The organism is Kitasatospora sp. NPDC056531, from assembly GCF_042794375.1.
GTDB lineage: Bacteria > Actinomycetota > Actinomycetes > Streptomycetales > Streptomycetaceae > Kitasatospora.
Map to the genome: position 1 here is coordinate 16,988 of NZ_JBHTTU010000068.1, position 19,570 is coordinate 36,557.

General features: G+C 68.6%; 18 protein-coding genes and 3 pseudogenes. 9 read left to right on the forward strand and 12 right to left on the reverse strand.

The features are described from left to right. Nucleotides 1–138 precede the first annotated feature (138 nt). Entirely contained in the window at nt 139–2,508 is a 2,370-nt protein-coding gene (locus ACFQ87_RS34460) for a Helicase associated domain protein (RefSeq protein WP_380614846.1), read from the reverse strand. 302 nt (nt 2,509–2,810) lie between these two features. Here ACFQ87_RS34460 and ACFQ87_RS34465 point away from each other — a divergent pair, with 302 nt between their 5' ends. The 3 genes from ACFQ87_RS34465 (at nt 2,811) to ACFQ87_RS34475 (ending at nt 5,408) form a co-directional block, all read left to right on the forward strand. Continuing rightward, a complete protein-coding gene (locus ACFQ87_RS34465; RefSeq protein WP_380614847.1) occupies nt 2,811–3,497 on the forward strand; it encodes a hypothetical protein in 687 nt (228 codons plus the stop codon). 258 nt (nt 3,498–3,755) lie between these two features. Then, nucleotides 3,756–4,592, forward strand: coding sequence for a hypothetical protein (locus ACFQ87_RS34470; protein WP_380614848.1), 837 nt, complete (start codon nt 3,756–3,758; stop codon nt 4,590–4,592). Between the two features lie 294 nt (nt 4,593–4,886). Beyond that, a complete protein-coding gene (locus ACFQ87_RS34475) occupies nt 4,887–5,408 on the forward strand; it encodes a hypothetical protein (RefSeq protein WP_380614849.1) in 522 nt (173 codons plus the stop codon). A 53-nt stretch (nt 5,409–5,461) separates the two neighbouring features. Here ACFQ87_RS34475 and ACFQ87_RS34480 read toward each other — a convergent pair whose 3' ends face one another. The 3 genes from ACFQ87_RS34480 to ACFQ87_RS34490 all read right to left on the reverse strand — a co-directional run bounded on the left by ACFQ87_RS34480 (nt 5,462) and on the right by ACFQ87_RS34490 (nt 8,070). Continuing rightward, nucleotides 5,462–5,584 (reverse strand): hypothetical protein, encoded by a 123-nt coding sequence (locus tag ACFQ87_RS34480; protein WP_380614850.1) that lies wholly within the window; start codon nt 5,582–5,584, stop codon nt 5,462–5,464. Nucleotides 5,585–5,733: 149 nt separating this feature from the next. Next, nucleotides 5,734–6,831 (reverse strand): integrase core domain-containing protein, encoded by a 1,098-nt coding sequence (locus tag ACFQ87_RS34485; protein ID WP_380614851.1) that lies wholly within the window; start codon nt 6,829–6,831, stop codon nt 5,734–5,736. A gap of 222 nt (nt 6,832–7,053) precedes the next feature. After that, a complete protein-coding gene (locus ACFQ87_RS34490; RefSeq protein ID WP_380614852.1) occupies nt 7,054–8,070 on the reverse strand; it encodes a hypothetical protein in 1,017 nt (338 codons plus the stop codon). A gap of 233 nt (nt 8,071–8,303) precedes the next feature. On the opposite strand from ACFQ87_RS34490, the gene ACFQ87_RS34495 reads away from it, so the two are divergent. Next, nucleotides 8,304–8,447 (forward strand): hypothetical protein, encoded by a 144-nt coding sequence (locus tag ACFQ87_RS34495; protein ID WP_380614853.1) that lies wholly within the window; start codon nt 8,304–8,306, stop codon nt 8,445–8,447. 193 nt (nt 8,448–8,640) lie between these two features. Here the strand turns inward: ACFQ87_RS34495 and ACFQ87_RS34500 are convergent, their stop codons facing one another. The 3 genes from ACFQ87_RS34500 to ACFQ87_RS34510 all read right to left on the reverse strand — a co-directional run bounded on the left by ACFQ87_RS34500 (nt 8,641) and on the right by ACFQ87_RS34510 (nt 10,931). After that, nucleotides 8,641–9,243: a TetR/AcrR family transcriptional regulator gene (locus ACFQ87_RS34500; RefSeq protein WP_380614854.1), complete on the reverse strand. Its 603-nt coding sequence runs from the start codon at nt 9,241–9,243 to the stop codon at nt 8,641–8,643. Between the two features lie 79 nt (nt 9,244–9,322). Further along, complete coding sequence (locus ACFQ87_RS34505; protein ID WP_380614855.1) at nt 9,323–10,285, reverse strand: quinone oxidoreductase family protein; 963 nt, start codon at nt 10,283–10,285, stop codon at nt 9,323–9,325. 40 nt (nt 10,286–10,325) lie between these two features. Continuing rightward, on the reverse strand, nt 10,326–10,931 hold the full coding sequence (locus ACFQ87_RS34510) for a replication-relaxation family protein (protein WP_380614863.1): 606 nt from the start codon (nt 10,929–10,931) through the stop codon (nt 10,326–10,328). On the opposite strand from ACFQ87_RS34510, the pseudogene ACFQ87_RS34515 reads away from it, so the two are divergent. From ACFQ87_RS34515 to ACFQ87_RS34535, 5 genes and pseudogenes are all read left to right on the forward strand, one after another. Further along, nucleotides 10,881–11,009, forward strand: a pseudogene (locus tag ACFQ87_RS34515) (HNH endonuclease); the annotation flags it as partial. The gene ACFQ87_RS34510 and the pseudogene ACFQ87_RS34515 overlap by 51 nt on opposite strands. Nucleotides 11,010–11,065: 56 nt before the next feature. After that, a pseudogene (locus ACFQ87_RS34520) lies at nt 11,066–11,410 on the forward strand (transposase); the annotation flags it as partial. A 451-nt stretch (nt 11,411–11,861) separates the two neighbouring features. Further along, nucleotides 11,862–13,220 (forward strand): cytochrome P450, encoded by a 1,359-nt coding sequence (locus ACFQ87_RS34525; protein WP_380614856.1) that lies wholly within the window; start codon nt 11,862–11,864, stop codon nt 13,218–13,220. Between the two features lie 73 nt (nt 13,221–13,293). Beyond that, nucleotides 13,294–14,253 (forward strand): pentalenene synthase, encoded by a 960-nt coding sequence (locus ACFQ87_RS34530; RefSeq protein ID WP_380614857.1) that lies wholly within the window; start codon nt 13,294–13,296, stop codon nt 14,251–14,253. A gap of 63 nt (nt 14,254–14,316) precedes the next feature. Then, nucleotides 14,317–15,516 (forward strand): cytochrome P450, encoded by a 1,200-nt coding sequence (locus ACFQ87_RS34535; protein ID WP_380614858.1) that lies wholly within the window; start codon nt 14,317–14,319, stop codon nt 15,514–15,516. Nucleotides 15,517–15,878: 362 nt separating this feature from the next. Here the strand turns inward: ACFQ87_RS34535 and ACFQ87_RS34540 are convergent, their stop codons facing one another. From ACFQ87_RS34540 to ACFQ87_RS34560, 5 genes and pseudogenes are all read right to left on the reverse strand, one after another. Then, nucleotides 15,879–16,454: a transposase gene (locus ACFQ87_RS34540; RefSeq protein WP_380614859.1), complete on the reverse strand. Its 576-nt coding sequence runs from the start codon at nt 16,452–16,454 to the stop codon at nt 15,879–15,881. 274 nt (nt 16,455–16,728) lie between these two features. Next, nucleotides 16,729–17,130, reverse strand: a complete 402-nt coding sequence (locus ACFQ87_RS34545) for a hypothetical protein (protein WP_380614860.1) — start codon at nt 17,128–17,130, stop codon at nt 16,729–16,731. Beyond that, the gene (locus tag ACFQ87_RS34550) at nt 17,127–17,774 is read right to left on the reverse strand and encodes a hypothetical protein (RefSeq protein ID WP_380614861.1); all 648 of its coding nucleotides are present in this window, start codon (nt 17,772–17,774) and stop codon (nt 17,127–17,129) included. Before ACFQ87_RS34550 ends, ACFQ87_RS34545 begins: the two co-directional genes overlap by 4 nt. Before the next feature lie 136 nt (nt 17,775–17,910). Then, a pseudogene (locus ACFQ87_RS34555) lies at nt 17,911–18,429 on the reverse strand (ISKra4 family transposase); the annotation flags it as partial. Nucleotides 18,430–18,431: 2 nt separating this feature from the next. Continuing rightward, on the reverse strand, nt 18,432–19,160 hold the full coding sequence (locus ACFQ87_RS34560; protein ID WP_380614862.1) for an SDR family oxidoreductase: 729 nt from the start codon (nt 19,158–19,160) through the stop codon (nt 18,432–18,434). Between the last annotated feature and the right edge of the window lie 410 nt (nt 19,161–19,570).

The window sequence follows — 19,570 nt, forward strand, 5'->3', positions numbered from 1 at the left end:
GCGGTGGCGGGGGCAGGGTTGGGGAGGGTGGTGTCGGCCCTCGCGCGGTGCCTCCGGGAGTTCGAAACGGGGTGCGGGCGCCCGTCCCGGCCGGGGGGGGCCGGGACGGCGGGGTGCGGATGGCGGGTATGGGGCGGGTCAGCCGGTGACGGTCTCGGCGTGCCGGTGGAGCGCGTCCAGGAGCGCGGTCTGGTGGTCGGTCAGCTTGCCGTCGATGCGGGCCCCCGCCTGCTTGCGCAGCCAGGTGCCGGGCCGGAACGTCGGGTCCGCGTCGCCGCCGGTGCGGTTCGCCGGGCCGGTGAGGGTGCCGCCGGCGGCGAGGTAGGCGAGCAGGCGGCGGTAGGAGCGGTTCCAGTCCGGCTCCAGGCGCCACAGCTCGTCCAGCGCGTCCAGCTTGGCGACCTGGTCCTTGGTGAGGTTCTCGGCCTTGCGCTGGCGGCGCATCCACGCGCCCACCGCGTAGTCGTCGAGCTTGGCGGTCGCCGGGATCGCGAGGTGGCCGTGCTGGTGGTGGAACGCGGCGGCGTAGGCGTAGCCGCGTTCCCAGGCGTTGGCGTTCTTCGACCAGATCATGCCGAGCGCCTCCAGCTCGCTGACGCGGGCGGCATCGAGCAGGCCCTGGCCGCCCAGGTGACGCTGGCGGGTGAGCCAGGAGATCAGGTCGGCGTGCTTCGCCTTGTCGGTGGGGTCGAGGTGGCCGTGCTGAAGGTGGAAGACCGCCGCGACCGCGTGCATCCGCTGCCACTCGACCGCGCGCGGGTTGAACGCCCGCAGCTTCACGGTCTGCAGAATCTGCGCCGCGTGGTGCCGGGCGTTGATCTTCAGCCACTCGATCGGCGACTCCACCGCCGCCGGCTGCTGCTCGCCCTCCCCGGCCTCGGCGGCCTCGCCCTCGGCCGGCCTGGCCGCGGTGGTGTGTGCGGTGCCCTGGGACCGCTTGCTGCGCAGCTCGGTGATCCGGCCGACCACCCGGGCGTCGTGCGCCGCCAGGGCGCGCAGGACCCGCCAGATCGTGCGGAACGAGCTGGCCTCGATCTCGGCGTCGGCCTCCGCCTTCACCGCCTCGCCGGCGTCGTGGACCTCGGCCGGGTCGGCGGTGGCGGTGTCGTCGCCCACCTCCGGCGTCGGCAGGTAGACCGGGATGATGACCCAGCTGACCTTGCCCTCGCGGTAGGACTGGCGCAGCGCCCTCCCGACGGCCTGGACGATGTCGATGACCGACGACTTCGGGTCCGCGAAGCAGACCGCGTCCACGGCGGCGACATCGATCCCTTCCGTCAGGAGGCGGCTGTTGCACAGGATGCCGCACTCCTCGCCTTCCTCACCGGGCCGCTCACCGGTGTGGGCCTTGAACTCGGCGAACGCGGCCCGGCGGTCCTTGAGCCGGTCGGTGCCGGCCACCGCCTTCGCCCAGATCCGCTCCGGGCGCTCCGCGTCCTCCAGCAGCTCCGAGGTCTCCAGCAGGGTGTTCGCGAACTCCCGCGCCGCCGACACCCGGGAGTGGAAGGTGATCACGCGACGCAGTTCCAGGTCGTTGACGGCGCGCAGCACCGCGATCTGCAAGGCCAGGCGCAGCAGTTCCTCGTTGGAGCGCTGGGAACGCAGGTCGGCGACGGCCGGGAGACGGAGAAGCTCGCGCAGGTCCTCGTCCGTCACCACTGGCACGAGCACGCGGTAGTCGGCGAGGTAGCCGTGCTCGATCCCCTGGCCGAGGGTCCAGGTGAAACAGGTCTTGCCGTAGATCGTCTCGTCGCTCATGGAGCAGAGCGCGGGCAGCTTCTCCGCGCCCTCGCTGTCGGCGTCGGCAAGGTCGGCCAGGCCGTCCTTCGCCCGCCGGTCGTCGGCGATCCGCGGGGTGGCGGTGAAGTACAGCCGGCGCTTCGCCGGGACCTGGTCGTCGGCGTGGATCGCAGCCCACGCCTTCCCCTCCGAACCGGCCGTGCGGTGCGCCTCGTCGATGACCACCAGGTCCCAGGCCGGGAGGCCGTACAGCTGGTGGGCCTGGACGATCCGCTCCAGGCTGGCGTAGGTGGCGTACACGTTGACCGGCTCGCCCGCCTTCACGGAGGCGACCAGGTCGGCGATCCGCGCGGCCTGCGTGGTCACAGCCGCGTCGATTCGGCCTCCGGCCTCCGCGCTCTCCAGCGCCTCCTCCCGCGAACACGCCGCCACCGCCAGCCCCCGGCGGCCGCCCCGCAGCGACCAGGCCTCGGCGGTCTGCTCCAGCAGCTCGATCGTCGGCACCAGCACCAGCACCCGGCCCTTCGCCGCCAAGCGCCGGGCGCAGCCCGTGGCGATCAGCGTCTTGCCCGAGCCGGTCGCCGCGACGACCGTCGCGCGGCCGCCGTCCTTCACCTCGCGCACCGCAGCCGCGACAGCGTCCTTCTGGAACCAGTGCAGCGGCAACGGGTTGACCGTGCCGCGCGGCTGCGCCGGGAGGGACGGTACGGCCTGGACGCGCAGCCCGGCCGACACGTCCTGCTCGGCGATGGCGGTGGTGGTCACCACGGCGGTGCTTCTCCTTCGGATGCTGGCGGGGCGGGGCGGTCGGTGCTGTGGGAGGGTCGGGGCGGTCGGCCTCTCCCCGGGGCCAGGTCATGGAGGAGGAGAGGCCCGCCCGGCCCCTGCTACTCGGGGATCCAGCCGCGGACCTCGGGATCTTCCGTGTGTCTCCTCTCGCTGGGGAGACGACCTTCTCATTTCTTGGCCGGGGCGCTGCCCGCTAACGGCCTGGACGACGGCGCCACGTGGCCGGATCCTCCTCGCACGCTGAGCCTTGCTCGCCGACTGCGGTGCGAAAGACTGGCGGCATGCCTGCCACCGCCCCTCTCGCTTCCTCGGAAGAGATCCGCACCCACCTCGTCACCCGGCTCAACGATGCCCTCCGCCGGCCGGGGATGTGGGGTGGAGAACTCAGCATCCGGCTGATCCTGGACCACCTTCTGTTCATTGAACGCCGACAGGCGGCGTGGGGCGACGAGCAGCGCGCCCTGGAGCAGCGCAAGGCGTGGACCTCGACGGGTGTGAAAGGGGCGTTCCGGGACTTCCTGCCGGCTGATCACGGTTGCAGCGTGGCCTCCGTCTACGCGGAGTTCGCGCACCGGCAGGGATGGCTCAAGGCCGACCGGGTGCTGGGCGCGGCCGAGTACGCCTCGATGCGCGACATGATCGCCTCGTGGGCCGCCCACGACCGGGTATGGCCCGACGTGACCTCGGCCTTCGGCCCGCCGTCGGTGCTGATCGGCGGCACCAACCCCTCCTACGGGAAGACGCTCGGCTACCTCACCGAGAACGTATCCGCCCCCATGGTGTTCTTCCACCTTTGGAACGGCACCGACCCGGGCACCGAGCCGTCCTGGCCCCCAGCCCATGAACAACCAATGCTCCTGGCCATCCGCCGTGGTGACGGCCCGTTCGCCGCGAGCTTCACGTCCACTCCGGAGGGACGTCGCCGTCGACCGGGACAAGAAGAGATCCCGGAGCGCCCCGGCTCGTAACTCGGTCACGCCGGGCGATCCCGAAATGTTGGTCAGACCCGGCCGACTGACCGCAGTTGGGGAGTCTGCCTGCCGCGTCCGCTGACAAGCGATCGACGACGGCGACGTGTTGGCCGAGCACGTTGACGGCGGCCAATGCGCGCAGGCTGCGACACAATCCGATGGAGCCCCTTACGGGTCGGATTTCGCCATCCCGCTGAGCCGATCCTCGTGATCGCCGTACATTCGCTGACACGAACGGAAGTTGAAGGAGCACTTGTGGACGGACGCACATTCGGCTCGGACAGCAGTGTCGGATCGACGCGGGCCCTCGTGGAGGCGCGGCTGCCGCCCGTACGGGAGCAGCGGCGCCGGCTTGAGGAGCAGCTGGCGGCTCTCATCGTCCAGGAGGACGCGATGGTGGCTGTGCTGGAGGGGTTGGATGTTCTGGCCCAGGCTCCGCTCGGGGAGCGGGACCAGATGCCAAGCACCGCGCGGGTGAGCGTCGCGCACGAGCCGCCTGCCGCCCAGGCGCGGGCGGCGCAGGAGCCCTCTGAGTCGCCCGTTGCCGAGTCCGACTCCGCCGGGGCACCGGCTGCGGGCCGGAGCGCGGGCCCGCGCAAGGCCGTCTCCAAGAAGGCGGCAGCAAAGAAGACGACCACGCGGAAGGCGGCCGCCCCCGCGAAGCGAGCAGCCACAAAGTCCGTCCCGGGGAAGGCGCCGGCGACGGGCACCCGGGAACAGGATGCGACGCCCGCGCCCGCTCCGGCCCCGGCCCCGGCCGCGAGGAAGGCCGCCCGAGGCGCCTCCAAGACCACGGGCACGACGGCCGCCCGGGAAAAGGCGGCACCCGCGAAAGCCACGGAGGGTGCGGACAGCCGGATGACGCCCGCGCGCACGGCGGCGGGCCGTCGGCGCCTGACCGACGCACAGAGTGTGCTGGCCGTCCTCGGACAGGGCAAGGGCCCGCTGCGCGCCAGGGAGGTAACCGTCCTGCTCGGACTCGACGACCAGAACGGAGCACTCGACACGGTGCGCACCATGCTCGAACGCCTCGCCAAGACCGGACGGGCGCAGCGGACGGGCCGCGGCTTGTACGACGCGGTGGCCGACTGACGGCCGTCACCCCTGACGGACCCGACCGATTCGGGCAGTGCTGATGGATGCCTCGGCACCGCCCCGGCCTGTTGAGGGGGTTCGTACGGACGCTGCCGCTGCTACGGCTGGTCGGAGCGCCGCTGCGGTTCGGGCGATTTTGGCCCGGGTCTTGCGCCGGGACCACCCTCAGCCGGACGACTGGTGAAGAGGCAGTGTTCTGACCGTGCACTGTTCCTCAGCGGCCGCAGCCCTGGAATTGCTTGGCGCTGTCAACAGCAGATACGGCATGCTGCGGGTGAAAGGCAGGTGGCCATGACTGACCGCGAGGACGCGCTGAACAGCCTGCGCTGGCTGGCCGTCGAGAGCGCCTCCGGCTATCGCGCCGGATCGGATCGCTTGATCGCAGCCGGCCTCGACGCTCTGCTCAGAGGAGTGGACTCACCGTCGCTGCCGCTGCTGGCTGGTCTCGGGCGCAATGAGGAACCGGATGCCCCTGAGCTGTTCACCAAGGTCCTCGAAGAGCTCGACCTCGTTCCCGACCTGCCTGCCGACCGTGATCAGGCGCTCTGGGCGATGGCCCGCTGGTGGGCCGGCCTGATCGTGGACGGGAAGCTCGATCCTCTGACGGGCGCCGATCTGATCTGGTGGCGTGTCGCGATGGAACTGGGGTATCCCGGGGAGCTCCAGGGGCTCGTCAACGGGGCCGTTAACGGCGACGACTGGAACGAGAACTGGGACATCCCGCTGGAGCAGATCAAGGGCGAGATCGTCGAAGCCGCCCACGCCTTCCTGGCACAAGGTGCGAACGGCATCGCTCACTCCACGTCAGGCTGACAGGCCGCGAGGTAGTCCGCCCAGCTGTCCTGCGCGAACCGGGCCCACCTATCCTATGTGCCGTGCTTGCGACAAATACCGAGGAGATCGCTGACGACGATCGGAGGCAGCTCCGCGACGAACTCGATCACGGCGGTGTTGCGCGCGCTCAGGTTCGGAAGGCCGTGCTGCTTCAAGCGTGTATGGGCCCCGGTGTGGCCCGCGGGGCTGGCCTGGTCAGCGCTGTCGGGGGACTACCAGCGCATCGTGCGGACTCTTGCGGACCGAAACCGGCTCGGTCAGGGTCTGCTGACGTTGTGCTTGCCGGAAACCTCATCCGGCCTGGTCAGGCGGCATGTTGGTACTCGTGGAGGAGGCCGCCGAGTCGATCGGTGCGGCGTATGTCGAGGCGAGCGATTTGCTCCGGGCTATCGATCGGCTCGGGAAGAGCGCGGAGGGGCCGGGCGTTCGCGATGCCCTGGTGTGGCCGGTGCTGGTTGTAGAACTTCTCGAACTCGCGCAACGCGTGCAGGAGGTGGCGCTGGTCCCAGATCAGGGTGCGGTCCAGCAGCTCGCGTCGGCAGGTCTGCACCCATCTCTCCGTGATCGAGTTCATGCGCGGCATACGGACCCCGCTGAGAACGATCTCGATGCCCGCGTTCTGCAGGACGGCGTCGAACAGTTCGGGGAACTTCCCATCCCGGTCCCGGATCAGGTAGCGGGCCCGGCAGCCGGCATCCTCGAGGTCCATGACGAGGTTCTTCGCCGCCTGTGCCACCCAGGACGCGGTCGGATGCGCAGTCGCGCCCAGGATCCGGATCCGGCGGTTCGCGTGCTCGATCACCGCAAGCACATACAGCCGGGCCCCGGACAGGGTGACCGCTTCGAAGAAGTCACACGCGAGGAGTGCGTCCGCTTGGGAGCGCGGGAAGTCGGCCCAGGTGGTGGCGCTGCGGTCGGGTGATGGCGGGATGCCGGCCTCCTTCAAGATCTCCCACACCGTGGACGCGGCCACCTTCACCCCGAGGACGAGCAGTTCGCCGTGCAGGCGCCGGTACCCCCACCCCGGATTCTCCGCGGCCAGGCGCAGAACCAGGGCACGGACGGAGCGCACAGTGCGCGGTCGGCCCCCGCGCTTCGGCCGGGACCGGACAGCGTGACGGCGGGCGACCAGGTCGCGGTGCCAACGCAGCACGGTGTTTGGTTGCACCAGCAGCCGAATCCGACGCAGCACCTGCGTCGACAGGCCCTGAAGCAGTGCGGCCAGGAACGCCCGGTCGCTTGCTTCGAAGCGGACCCGCTGTCCGTTCAGCTGCCGCTGCAGCACGGTGATCTGATGGCGCAGGGCCAGGATCTCCATGTCCTTCTCGCGGTCGCTCATCGGCAGTAGTCGCAGCATCGCGAACGCGTTCGTCACACCCAGGTACGCCAATCGCAGCAGCACGGTCGATCATCATGCCGTGGGACTCGTCGGCGCTGCCAGAGTGCTGACTCGACCGACGAGGTCGGCACCTGTGCACCCCCACACAGTGCCTCTCACCAGGGCGGATGAGGTTCTCGGCAAGGGCAACGTCGCGGCGCACCAGTGCGGGTGGCCCCGAGAAGGCGCAGGAAGGCCGTCACCCACGGGTGACGGCCTTCCTGCGCTGGAATCATGTGGTGGCCGTCAGAACTGCCGCGACGGTTTCCAGTCCACGTAGCCATTGGAGTACTGGGCGATCAGGTAGGCCCTGTATTGGTAGGCGACGAGGAAAATGGCCAAGGCTACGTGGCCAGTGTTCTCCATGTCCCATGTGCCCTGCCATCCTCCGTACTGGTTGATCGTCGTGAGGGCGACCTGGTTGTTGTGGCGCACGGCAACCTGTCCCTGGCCAGTGCTCGAGATCGCCAATTCGGCCGAGTCATCTCCTGTCATTTCCGAAAGGATTTCGTGTCCCCACCAGTCCCCTCGACCAGGGGTCTGGCGAATGACGTTAATCCGATGGTCTGTTCCGGTGTAGACCAAATTGTAGACAGTGTTTATGTATGTGGTGGTCCTCCATCCTCCCCACAGGCTTCTCAGGACAGGAGAGTATTGGGTCGTTACGCCGGGAATCCTGCTGGGAGCATCCCATGACCGTCCGTCGAAGTATGTGCGCCATACTTCGAGGCTGTTGGCGCCTCGGTAGGCCAGGTATGCACCCCCGTTTGGGCCTCCGGTGACAGTCACGGCGAAGTTGTTGGGTGTGACGACTCCGCCGGAGACCTGGCTCCACAGGCCGTAGACATGGGGAGTTTGGTCGTTCGGGCCAGCGGTAACGGATCCGTAGTAGACGTGCCCGTCCGTGCCGGTGTGAAACACGCGGAATATCGCGTTCGACCCGTCCTCGTGTTCCAGCACAACCTGCGGGGAGGCGTAGGTGGTGGCTGCGGGCAGGTCAAATCTCGGACCGTGGTTGACGGACACGGCAACGGTGTTGTCCCAGGTCCGCCAGACTTGGATGAGAACGTTGTTGTTTGGGGATCGTTCCTCCGCCAGGGCGCCGTATGTCTGGATGATGGTGCCGCCCGCAGTTTCCTGCCCCCAGCTGGTTCCCTCTCCTGGCTGCGATGCGTAAGCCTGGGAGTTCACGAGGAAGAGCGTTGAAAGGGCGGTCAATAGCGCGATGGCGGACAGTCGCCACCGCTTCGGTGAGAGTTTCACACTGAATCCTGTCTGTAGGTTTGCGACTGTCACGGCCCGCATGGAAGTCGCACGGAGCACGAGCTGCGCTCCGACGCCATCGTGGGGCCGTCACCCTGCGTCGGAACACGTAGGACTGCGTACAGGGCTGACGCCCCCGTATCCGTTCGGCAGTCGAAGCCGGCGGGTATTGAGCGGAGCCGCCGGCTCAACTGTGCTTCGCTGCGGCATGCTGGCGCATCTGTCATGTGACCGTGGAGCAGGTGGTCCTGCTGGCGGATCCGCCGGACCATCAGATTCTGGCTTCCTGCCGCGCGGCCGGGATCCACACCGTCGTTCTGGAAGGACATCGCGGCGAGGGTGTCGGGCCGGCCTTGGTTACGCATGCGCAGCAGTAGATAGTGCACCTGGTGATTCCGGTCGCCGGGGTGTCCGGATGCGTGCCAGCCGTGTCGTGGACGTGCTGGGTCCATGGGGTCTTGCTGCTGCCTGCACCCACTTTGCCGGGAAGCCGTGTCGGACGGATCCGTCAGTGGCGGCCCGGCCGTCGGTCCTGGGACGGTTGCGCGTTCTCGTCCTGTCGTGGAGTTCTCAGTGGTCACGACGGGCGGAGGCGCGGAGGTGGGCGATGCCTGCGTCGAGGGCGGCTTGCAGGTGGGTGGAGCCGCCCGTGGTCATGAGGATCAGTACGCCGCCCTGGATGCCGGCCAACAGGGATGCGGCCTCTCGCTCGGCGTCCAGGTCGGGGGCGATCTCGCCGCCGCCCTGCATGTGGCGGATTCCCGCGGCGAGTTGGTGCTGCCATCGGCCGAGCAGTTCGCCGGCCACGATCCTGGTGGCGTCGCTGGTCCCGCCCAGCTGGTTGAAGGCAGCATGGAGGGGGCAGTCGCTGCCCTGCGTGCGGTAGCGGGCAAGGACCTTGTCGCGCCACTGGTCCCAGGCGGCCCAGGAGGTGAGGGAGCCGAGCTCCGGCTGCTGGTCGTCGATCACCCGGGCCGCCTCATGGCGGGCCACGGCCAGCAGCAGTTCGTCCTTCCCGCCGGGAAAGTAGTGGAAGAGCTGGCTCTTGCTGGTCGCGGTGCGGGCCATGACGTCCTCCAGCCGCACCGCGAATACCCCCTGTTCGCGGATCTGGTCGGCGGCGCCCTCGACGATGCGCTGCCTGGTCGCGGTGCCCTTGCGGGTCAGCGGCATGGATCCTCCCGGTACGAGCTGTCGGGTCCCATTCAAGCGGATTGGACGCGGCGGGCGGAGCTGACCAGGTGACGGCGGGTCAGGGCAGGAGCAGCAGTTTGCCGGTGGTGCGGCGCGACTCGAGGTCGGCGTGGGCGCGGGCCGCCTCGGCGAGCGGGTAGCGGCCGGTGACGTGCGAGGTGATTCGCCCGTCCAGGACCAGGTCGAACACCTCGCCGGTCCGCTGCAGCAGGGTCTCGCGGGTGGCGACGTGGTGGTGCACCACGGGATAGGTCAGCAGGATGCTGTTGGGCAGGTCGGTGGGCCGTAGCGCCGGTACGCCCATGAAGGGGCCGTAGTACGCGTGCACCCCGTGCGGGCGCAGGGCCAGCTGCGAGGAGCGGAACGTGCCCGTGCCTCCGCCGTCGTAGACGACGTCGGCGCCACGGCCGCCGGTCAGCTCCCGGATCCGCTCCTCGAAGCCGCCGCCGGAGTGGACCAGCACGTGGTCGGCGCCGGCCTCCTTCGCTACGAGGGCCTTCTCCTCGCGGGAGACCAGGCCGATCACCCGGCCGCCGCGCGTCCTGATCATCTGCGTGAGCAGCCTGCCGACGCCGCCCGCCGCCGCGTGCACCACGGCGGTGTCGCCCGGGCCGATCGGGTAGGTCTCGGTGCTCAGGTGGCTGGCGGTCAGGCCCTGCATCATCACGGCGGCAGCCGTCTCGTCACCGATGCCGTCGGGAACCTTGACCAGCGAGTGGGCCGGGACGGCCAGCAGCTCCGCGTAGCTGCCCGGGTGGTAGAACCAGGCCACCCGGTCGCCGACCGCGAGGTCGTTGACTCCTTCGCCCACGGCGGTGACGTATCCCATCCCCTCAGCGCCGAGGATCGCTGGAGCCGCCCAGCCCGGGCCGCCCTCGGCGCGGGCTCCGACGTCCATGTAGTTCACACCGGCGGCGCCCAGCCTCACCAGCGCCTCGCCGGGGCGTGGGATCGGGTCCGGCAGCTCGGTCCAGCGCATGACCTCGGGACCACCGTGCTCCTCGATGCGGATCGCGTGCATGATGACACCTTCCTGTGCGGGTTCGTCACGGGGGGAACGGTCAGCACGCTAGGCAGCTGAAAATGGACCAGCAAGTCCAAAACGATGCGCGGTCGGCGTCGCTGTCGCAGACCTTGGTCCGGAACAGCTCGCGGTAGGAGGTGAACTTCGCGGCCACCCGGGCCCGGGCCATGCTGAAGCGGTCGACCTCCACCATCAACACCGGCACCCCGGTCTCCGGAGCCTGCCACACGCCATCCGGGCGCACCTTGCGCTTCCCGCCGGCCAGCACGAACTCAGTCTCCGTCGACCAGGAGCGCACCGCGCCCGCCCGCCCGCGGCCCCCGGGACCTGTGGCAACCGAGCGGGTGCCGCTCCTGAGGTCGCCTCTGGTTCCTGGTGAGCCGTCCCGGTTGTTGGCTCGGGGCGCCCGGAGGAATGGCCGGTGTGGCGACTGGCAGGACTGATGTGCCCATCTACGTTGCGGGGTAGGTGGGACCCAGGGGGTCCGATGAGTGCACAAGGAGCATGACGCGGGGAAGGTGACGCACGCGGAGAAGGTGACGCACACGGAGAAGGAGCGCCGCAACCTCGCCGCCGCTCCTACCGCAGCAAGGGTGGCAGCGACCACCCGAGCAACCTGGAACTGATTCACACGACCTGTCATCGCCAGGTACACGCTGGAGACCGGAAGCATGACACCCACCGGCAGCCACAGGCCAGCTTGAGCCGGATGCGGGGATGACTCGCACGTCCGGTACTGAGGGGGCCGGGACGCAGCAATGCGTCCCGGCTACCCGACTGCTCAGCGTAGTCACCGACGACGGCTCCACCCAGTCCGGCTCCCTGATCGACGAGATCGTCCGCGAAAGCGCCCGCCGGCTGCTCGCCGCCGCACTGGAGGCGGAAGTCAACCAGTGCATAGCCGAGTTGGCCGCGGAGACCGACGAGCACGGACGGCGCCTGGTGGTCCGCAACGGCCACTACCGGCCCCGCACCGTGGTCACCGCCGCCGGCCCGGTCGAGGTCAGCGCCCCACGAGTGAACGACCGACGCGTCGACGACGCCACCGGCGAGCACAAGCGGTTCCCCTCGAAGATCCTCGCGCCGTGGTGCCGCAAGTCGCCGAAGATCTCCGAGGTGCTGTTGCCTGGTGAGTCCGGACGGGCACGACCGCGCTCATGCAGCACTGGAGCACAGTGATGCCTGCGGCTCCGCTCCACGCGTCGGCCGACGTCGAGCTGCCGAAGACACGCGCGGGCGGGTTGCCGGCACGTGAAATTCCGGAAAGGAGGAGAGCAGGTCGCCCACAGGCGGTGGTCGCCAACTCGCCGACGCCGCAAGCGCCTTGGACTTGCAGGTCCAAATTTCATTGCCTACGGTGCTGTCTGCCGCCCATAGCAGCACGGCCGATAGTTTCGGGCTGAATTCAGAAGGAATTCACATCCTTCGGCTCCCAATCCTCCGGCCGCGCATTTTCAGCCGCACCCTTGACCTCTCCGGAGGCGACGGGCGATGATCACGGTGCGCCGCGGACGAGTGAACTTTCCAAAGACGAGCAACTTTTCGAGCTTACACTTCAGGGAGGTGCAGGGCCGTGCGTTCCATCACTGCTCCAGTGGCGGCGCCCATCGCGCCGGGCCGTTTTCCCTTACTCGGCCACCTGCCACAGCTGGCCGTCAAGCGAGTGGACTTCCTGCAATCGGTCAGGGTTCAGGGCGGCATCATCAGGATATTCCTCGGGAATCGGCCGGTGTTCGTCCTGAACTCGCCGGAGGCCGTCCACGACGTTCTCGTGACGCAGAGCAGGAAGTTCGAAAAAGGGCTGCTGTTCGACATCGCGCGGCCTTTCATCGGGAACGGCATCATCACGTCTGAGCGGGATTTCCACCGACGTCAGCGGCGTGCGCTCCAGCCCGCTTTCCGCCGTGACAGCATCGCCGCGTGCATCGGCACGATGACCGACGTCGCCGAGGAGCAGGTGTCGGCCTGGCGCCCGGGCGAGGTGATCGCCATGGATTTGGTGATGCGTCGGATGATGACGGCCATGCTCGTCGCGACCCTTTTCAGCACCGAACGACCGGACGGCGCCGCAGCCGTGGCCGAGCTTGGGGAGCAGGTCGCCGAGCACCTGACCACGGTGATGCGTGGGGTCTTCGTGGGCACCGTCCTGCCCGCGTCGATCGCGTCCTCGCCCGCGCTGGGACATCGCAAATACCTGTCCGCAGCCGCGGCGCTGCGCGAACTCGCGGACAACGCCGTCCGGCAGGCTCGGCAGGATCCCACCGACCGCGGCGACCTGCTGTCGATCATGTTCGCCGGCACCCCCGGGAATCCGCAGGGGATGACCGACGCGGAGGCCCGCGACGAGCTGTTGTCCATGCTCATGGCCGGTGCCGAAACCACGTCGACCACCCTGTCCTGGGCGCTTTACGAACTTGGCCGGCGCCCGGAGATCACCGATCGGATCAGGGCCGAGTGCGATGCGCTGCCCGCAGGCGTCCTGCCCAGCGCAGCGACGCTTCCCTTCACCGACCGGTTCCTTCAAGAGGTGCTCCGCCTGCACCAGCCCAACTGGCTGCTCATGCGGCGTGTCCTGGAGCCGGTGCGGGTCTGCGGTGTCGAGCTCCCGCAGGGGGCCGAGCTGATCTACAGCGCGGTGACGATGCACCGGGACCCGGCGTACTTCCCGGACCCCCTGCGATTCGACCCGGACCGGTGGCTCAGCCGTACCGAGAAGGACCTTCCACCGGGCGCCTACGTCCCGTTCGCCCTCGGCAACCGGAAGTGCATCGGGGACCACTTCGCGATGGCCGAGATGTTGGTCGTCCTCCGCTCGATCGTCTCGCGGTGGCGACCGCAGCCGGTCGAGGGGCGCCGGGTCCGGCCGGTGATCCAAGCGCTGATCCGGCCCAATGCGCTGCCCATGCGCGTCTCACCCTGGCCTACCTGCTGAACCGGCCCCGCTTCTGGAGGTCCGCCACACCATGACATCGACGGCAGAGCCTTCCGTGCCCGTGCGCGGGTCCGTGACCGACAACAACCCCGGGCTCGCGGCCCCGGTTCCCGTCCCCTTTCCCCGCCGGATCAGTCCGGACTTCCGAGCCGCCCACGACCGCCACATCGCGTGGCCGAAGTCCTTCGGCTTCCTGTCCTCGGAAGCGGAGGAGGCCCACCATCTCAAGGGCCAGTTCCCGCTGATCGCGGCCATGTTCTATCCGAACGCGACCGGAGACGAACTGGACCTCGGAGTCGACCAGCAGAGCTGGTACTTCCTGTTCGACGACGCGCTCGACGAGGAGTGGGGCCGGTCGCCCGAGCGAGTCCGCTACCTCGTCGAACTCGTCAAGGAGGGGACCACCGGTGAGACGTCCCCGTTCCCCCTGGCCAGTGCCTTCGCCGACATGCGACGACGCAGCTGCCAGGACATGCCCGAGGACTGGATCCAGCGATCTGCAGTCCACTGGTCTTCCTACCTCGACCACCACGTCCACGAGGCGCGCAGCCGGCAGGCCGAGACCCCCATGTCCCTGGGCACGTACCTGCGCGTCCGGCGCCACACCATCGGCGTGGCACCGGTCATCGACCTCGCCGAGCGCCTGTCCTCGTGCGTCCTCCCTGACCACCTGTACGCGTTGCCGCACCTGTCGATCATGCGTGAGATGACGAAGACGTTCATCATCTGCGACAACGACATCGTCTCCCTGGACAAGGACGCGGCTCTGGGGGAGCCGAACAACCTCGTGCTCTGCCTGGAACGGGAACACGGGCTTTCCCGGCTGGAAGCGATCGAGAAGGTCCTCCGCCGCCAGAGCGAAGCCATGGAACTGTTCGCCAGTGCCCACCGCGCCCTTCTCGACGCAACGGCGACGAGCCACCTAGACCCGGTCGAACGCGACCTGCTGCAGCGCTACTGCACGGAGGCACTGCAGACCACGATCCGTGGCGCCTACGACTGGCATCACACCTCCACCCGGTACCGCGTGTAGGCCGACGCTCGCCACGACAACAAGACGGCGTTCCCAGGATCGATCAGCTGAGGAGCATGTACCATGCCCGATCACCGCTCAGCGTCCTTCGTAGCCTCCGAACGGGACCGGACCTGCCCGTTCGACCCGTCACCGGACCTCCTCCGCATGCGCGAGGAGGACGGCCTGCCGCGCCTGCGCGTGCTCCACCCGGTGCGCGGCGAGATCGAAGCCGTTGTCATCACCAGGTACGGCGACGTCCGGGCCGCATTCGCGGACGAGCGCCTGGTGACGGGCAATGGCATCGACCCGACGCTGCCGCGCACCCTGTTCAACCACCCGGGCTTCCTGCCTGCCTACAGCGGTCCGGAGCACACCCGCCTCCGTCGCATGCTCACCGGCAGCTTCACCGTCCGCCAGGTCGAACAACTGCGGCCCGCGATTGAGACGATGGTCTCCGATCACCTCGACGCCATGATGGAACACGGACCCGTCGTCGACCTGGTCGAGGCGTTCGCCCTGCCCATCCCCTCACTGGCGATCTGCGAACTGCTCGACGTCCCGTACGGGACGCGGACCATGTTCCAGCGCTGTTCCCAGGTGATCATGGACGGGACGGCCGACGCCGACCGCTTGGTGGCCGCCTCGGCCGAACTGAACGCGGCCATGGCGGACATCGTCACCCGCAACCGGGCCATCCCCGGGGAGGGAGTGCTGGGTACGGTGGTGAGGCAGCACGGCACGGAGCTCACCGACGACGAACTCATCGGATTCGCCACCACCCTCCTCGTCGGGGGACACGAGACCACGGCGACCATGCTTGCCCTGAGCGTGCTGGCCCTGCTCCGCAATCCGGACCAACTCGCCGCCCTCCGCGACGACCCCACGGTCACCGGCACAGCCGTAGAGGAACTCCTGCGCCATCTCGCCATCCCCGCACCGCTCCTTCGCACGGCCGTGGCCGACGTCGACCTCAACGGCAACAGAATCGCCGAAGGCGAGCACATACTGCTTTCTCCCCTGACCGCGAACCGCGACCCCGCCCTCGTCCCGGAGCGCCCCGACGACCTCGACCTCCGCCGCCGCCCGGTCGCCCAGTTGTCCTTCGGCTTCGGCACCCACCAGTGCCTCGGCCAGCAACTGGCCCGACTGGAACTGAAAATCGCCCTGCCGGCCCTGCTCCGCCGCTTCCCCACCCTCCGACTCGCCGTCCCCGAAGCCGCCCTCCGCTTCCGCCAGGGCTCGACGGTCTACGGCGTCGAGGCGCTCCCTGTCACCTGGTAACCGACTGGCCATTCACCTCCTGTCCCTAATCATCGGTGAGCAGCATCGCGGTGTCCCGTCCCCAGCGGGCCAGGGTGAGCAGCGCACCGGCGCGCTCGCGGTGCTCTCCCCCGCCACGGGCCATGTGCTCCCGCCGGTCGGCCACTCCGGAGGACCTGTTCCACGGGCAGTGGCAGGGCCGGCCGTCCAAACTCGACGCTTTCAAGCCCTACCTGGATGACCGCTGGAACCAGGGCTGCACGAACGCCTGGAGGGTGTGGGAGGAGATCGTGCCGCCCGGCTATAAGGGCAGCTACCAGCGCGTTCGCGCCTACTTCCGGGAGAAGCGGCTCTCGCCGGGCTCCGTCTCAGCTCGGCCACCGTCACCCCGTGTCGTGGCTGGATGGATTCTCCGCCGGCCGGAGACCCTCACCGAGACGGAGCACCTTCGGCTCAAGGCCGTCCTGATCCACTGCCCTGAACTGGACGCCCTCACCGGCCACGTCCGCTCCTTCGGCCAGATGCTCACCGAGCGTCAGGGCGAACGGCTGCCGCAGTGGCTCGATGCCGTCCGGCGAGACGACCTTCCCGGCCTTCACACACTCGCCGCAGGGATCGACCGTGACCGCGAGCCGGTGCATCAGCCTCGTAGCACCCGAGACGCTGTAGGAAACGTGGAACTTGCGCCCGATCAGCGTGGCCACCCTCGCCGCGGTCCACACCTGGTCCTCCACCCAGCCGTGCGCAGCCGGACCCTGCTCCAGATACGCGGCCAGTTTCTCCAGGCAGCGCGGTGACAGACGGCACCGCGACCCGCTCGGGCCGCGAGAAGCCAGAGCCTGCACACCGCCCTCGCACCACAACTGGTGCCATTGATAAGCCGACTTCGGGCTCACCCTCAGACGTCGAGCCACCTCCGGCGGCTTGACGTCCTGCTCGAACATCTCGGCCGCCTGCATCCGCACTGACTCGCGGCGCAGCCGTCCCGCGGCGGTCAGCCCGCCCCCATCCGCATATCTCACACACCATCGGATACAGCCACCACACCGGGCCCGTCAGACAATTCGGGACCGTTCACCCTGACGCGCCGAAGTCAGTAGTTGGCCCACCGCTGGCTGTCTACGGCTACCTGGGCATGTTCACGTGTACCCGCCTGAGCACAGGCTTGCGTACGCCGACACCAAGGCCTAACAGAGATGATCTTCCGAAAACCGAGGCTGGGATAGCTGCCAGTCAGCGCCGGGCGCGCCGGTCAGCAAGTTGGGTGACATTGGTCTGAGCCTTCAGGTCCTCCTCGAGCCTGGCCGCACGGAGTGCCAGGAGCTGGATCTGGGCGACGGCAAGGGCAAGTTGAGAATTCAACTCGCGGTTGCGGCGGCGGAGCTTTGCGTTGCGTGCGACGAGCCGGTCGTGCTCGGTGGGTCCGCTCCGGAGGGTGGGCGGAGCCGCTCGGTGGTCGGCGACTTCGCGGGCGATCTCGGGATAGCGCCGTCGAAACGTCGTGTTGGAGAGCCCGAGTCTGCGGGCCAGCATGAGGACGCTGGGGGCTGTGTTGGTCTCTTGGCAGGTGGCAAGCACATTCTGAAGGTGCTTGCGGACATGGGCCTCGGGCAGGTCAGGAACTCGGCGAGTCATGCCGGCACCACCTCCTGATCATTGCCCGTCAGGAACTTCACGACCTCTGTCCGACGGTTCTGGAGACGCTGGCGGAGCCGGGGTGCCAGCAACGGACGCGAGGCGAGCCGCTTGTCGATCCGCGCGATCACGCGTTGCCAGGCGGCGACGTTCTCGGGTGTGAGAGTGACGTTGCGGCAGGCCAGGGGCAGGCAGCCGCCGTGGGAGGGCAGGTCTTCGCTATTGCCCAGCCGGGCCTTCTCGCAGAGCGCCTTGGCCGGGTCATTGACGCAGGTGATGTATTCGCCGGGATAGATCGCGGGATCATGCCGTTTCATGATCCTTTTGAGGCGGTGCTTGTCCAGGGCGACCTGGCCCTGGAACTGTGCGCGTTCGCCGAATTCCATGAGGCGCCGGGTGGCTTCCTCCGCGGACGGGCCGGCGAGGTCGAGGTGCTGGTGGGCTTCGATCATCTCCATGTAGACCTCGCCGCGGACGATGGCCTGCTCGCTCTCGACCTCCGCTCGGAATCCAGAATCGCTGGTCCCTGCGTAGCCCTCGAACATCTGGATGCTGTGATGGCGGTATTGCAGGGCGCCGGCGATGACGCCGCCGGGCCTCCGGGCGATGAACCAGGCCAGCGTCCTGCTTGTGTCGGCAGACACCGTGTCCCGCGCACGTCGTGTCGCACTATGGGAGGCCGGACGGCGTCCAGTGTGTCGCCTTCCAGGGCATCAGCGTGTTCCTTTGCGGAGCTCGGAATGTGACTGACATCACGCCAGGTGGTGTCCGGGTTGATGACGCGAGGATCGCGGTCAGGTGCTCGGCCACCCATGCCTCGGCCTCGGTGGTGCCGGGTTTGTGGATGGCGTGGGAGGCAGCCCAGACATACTCGGCGACGTGCACGAAGTCCAGCAGCACGTGCACCGTGACGCCGCGTCTGTCGGATTCGGCGCTGATCAGATCGACCTGATGGCGGGCGCCGTCGACCAGGAAGACCCACGGCCGCAGGTGCTCCGGGTCGCGCGCCTGGGCCTGGTCGAAGGCGTCTGCGATGACCTGCTCGGGCGGGCGGACCAGGGAGGCGGTGCACCATTTGTTCTCGGCCCTCGGCCCCGGACGGGCGGGGAGCTGACCGCTGCGGCCGCCGGGCGGGCGAGTGTCGAAGACGCAGGCCACGGTCGCCATCCGCTTCCGGTTCGGCTTCTCGCCCGGCGCGAGCCGGGCGCGATGACCGCTCCCGGCTTTCGTGGCGGCCGGGCGTGTGGCCTCACGCAGGGCCTCGGGCCGCATGACCACGCCCTTGCCGTCGACTTGGACCCCTACAACTGCTCGAAGTGAAAGGAACGAATGAAGCAGTCTCGTGGCTGGCTGATCGCGAACAGTACGCAGTCAACGACCGATTGCGCGGTCAGCGGGTCGCACGCGGTCCGGGACGCCTCATCCCAGGAGCGGTCGAGCGGGTCACCGTCCATGAAGTCCGGAGGGTAGAGGGAGATGACGCGGATGCCCTCAGGGCGCAGCCGGTGGGACAGGATGTCGGCGAAGCCGGCCTGAGCAGCCTTGGCAGCGTAGAACGCCGGGTGCGCCTGGGAACGGTGGTTGCGGACCTCCGCGACCGAGGAGATCAGGTTGACCACATCTGCCCCGGCGGACGCGCGCAGCAGCGGCAGGAAGTGCTTGACCGTCAGCAGCGCGCCTGTGGCCCCGGAGGCGATAGTGTCGGTGATCGCGGCGTCGTCGACGTCCCCGAGGTCGGGGGCCTCCAGGTAGCGGGCACCGTTGTTGATCAGTACATCGATCCGGTCCGTGCAGGCTGTGACCTCATCAACAAAGGCCCGGACGGACGCCGGATCGGCCAGATCGCAGGCGAACGCGTCAGCCTTCGCACCGCTGTCGGCTGCCACCTCATCAGCCACCTTGCGGGCTGCCCCCAAAGCACGCGCGGACACGAACACGTGCGCACCCAACTGCCCCGACCGTAGTGCCAACGCTCGCCCGAGCCCGCGTCCTGCACCCGTCACCACCACTGTGCGCCCCGAGAGGTCCACGCGCGCACACCTCCTTCCAAAGTGATCACTGCGAGCCTAACCGTGTAGGCCAGTTCCTTCACCCGTACCCGGGGCCGCCTCGCGAGATTCCAGTTCCTCGAACAGCGAACCCATCAGCAGCCGTCCGCCACCTCCACGGTAGAGACGAGGAACCCCGCGTACAGCCCCGCGCAGTGTTCTCCCAGCTCAACCCTTCACTTGAGGAGGGCTGCACCCGTCCCAAGTTGCAGCAGATGAACCCGGCGAACCTATGCGGTCACAGCGCTAGCTCCGGAAGTCCGGGTAGCCCAGGATGAAGAGCTTCTCGGACCGATTGGGTGTGTCCAGCCAACGGTGTAACTCAGGTTGATTTGTATTACCGGCGGCCGATGGAGAGTCGGCCGTCGAAGGTGATCTCGAAGGCGTTCAGT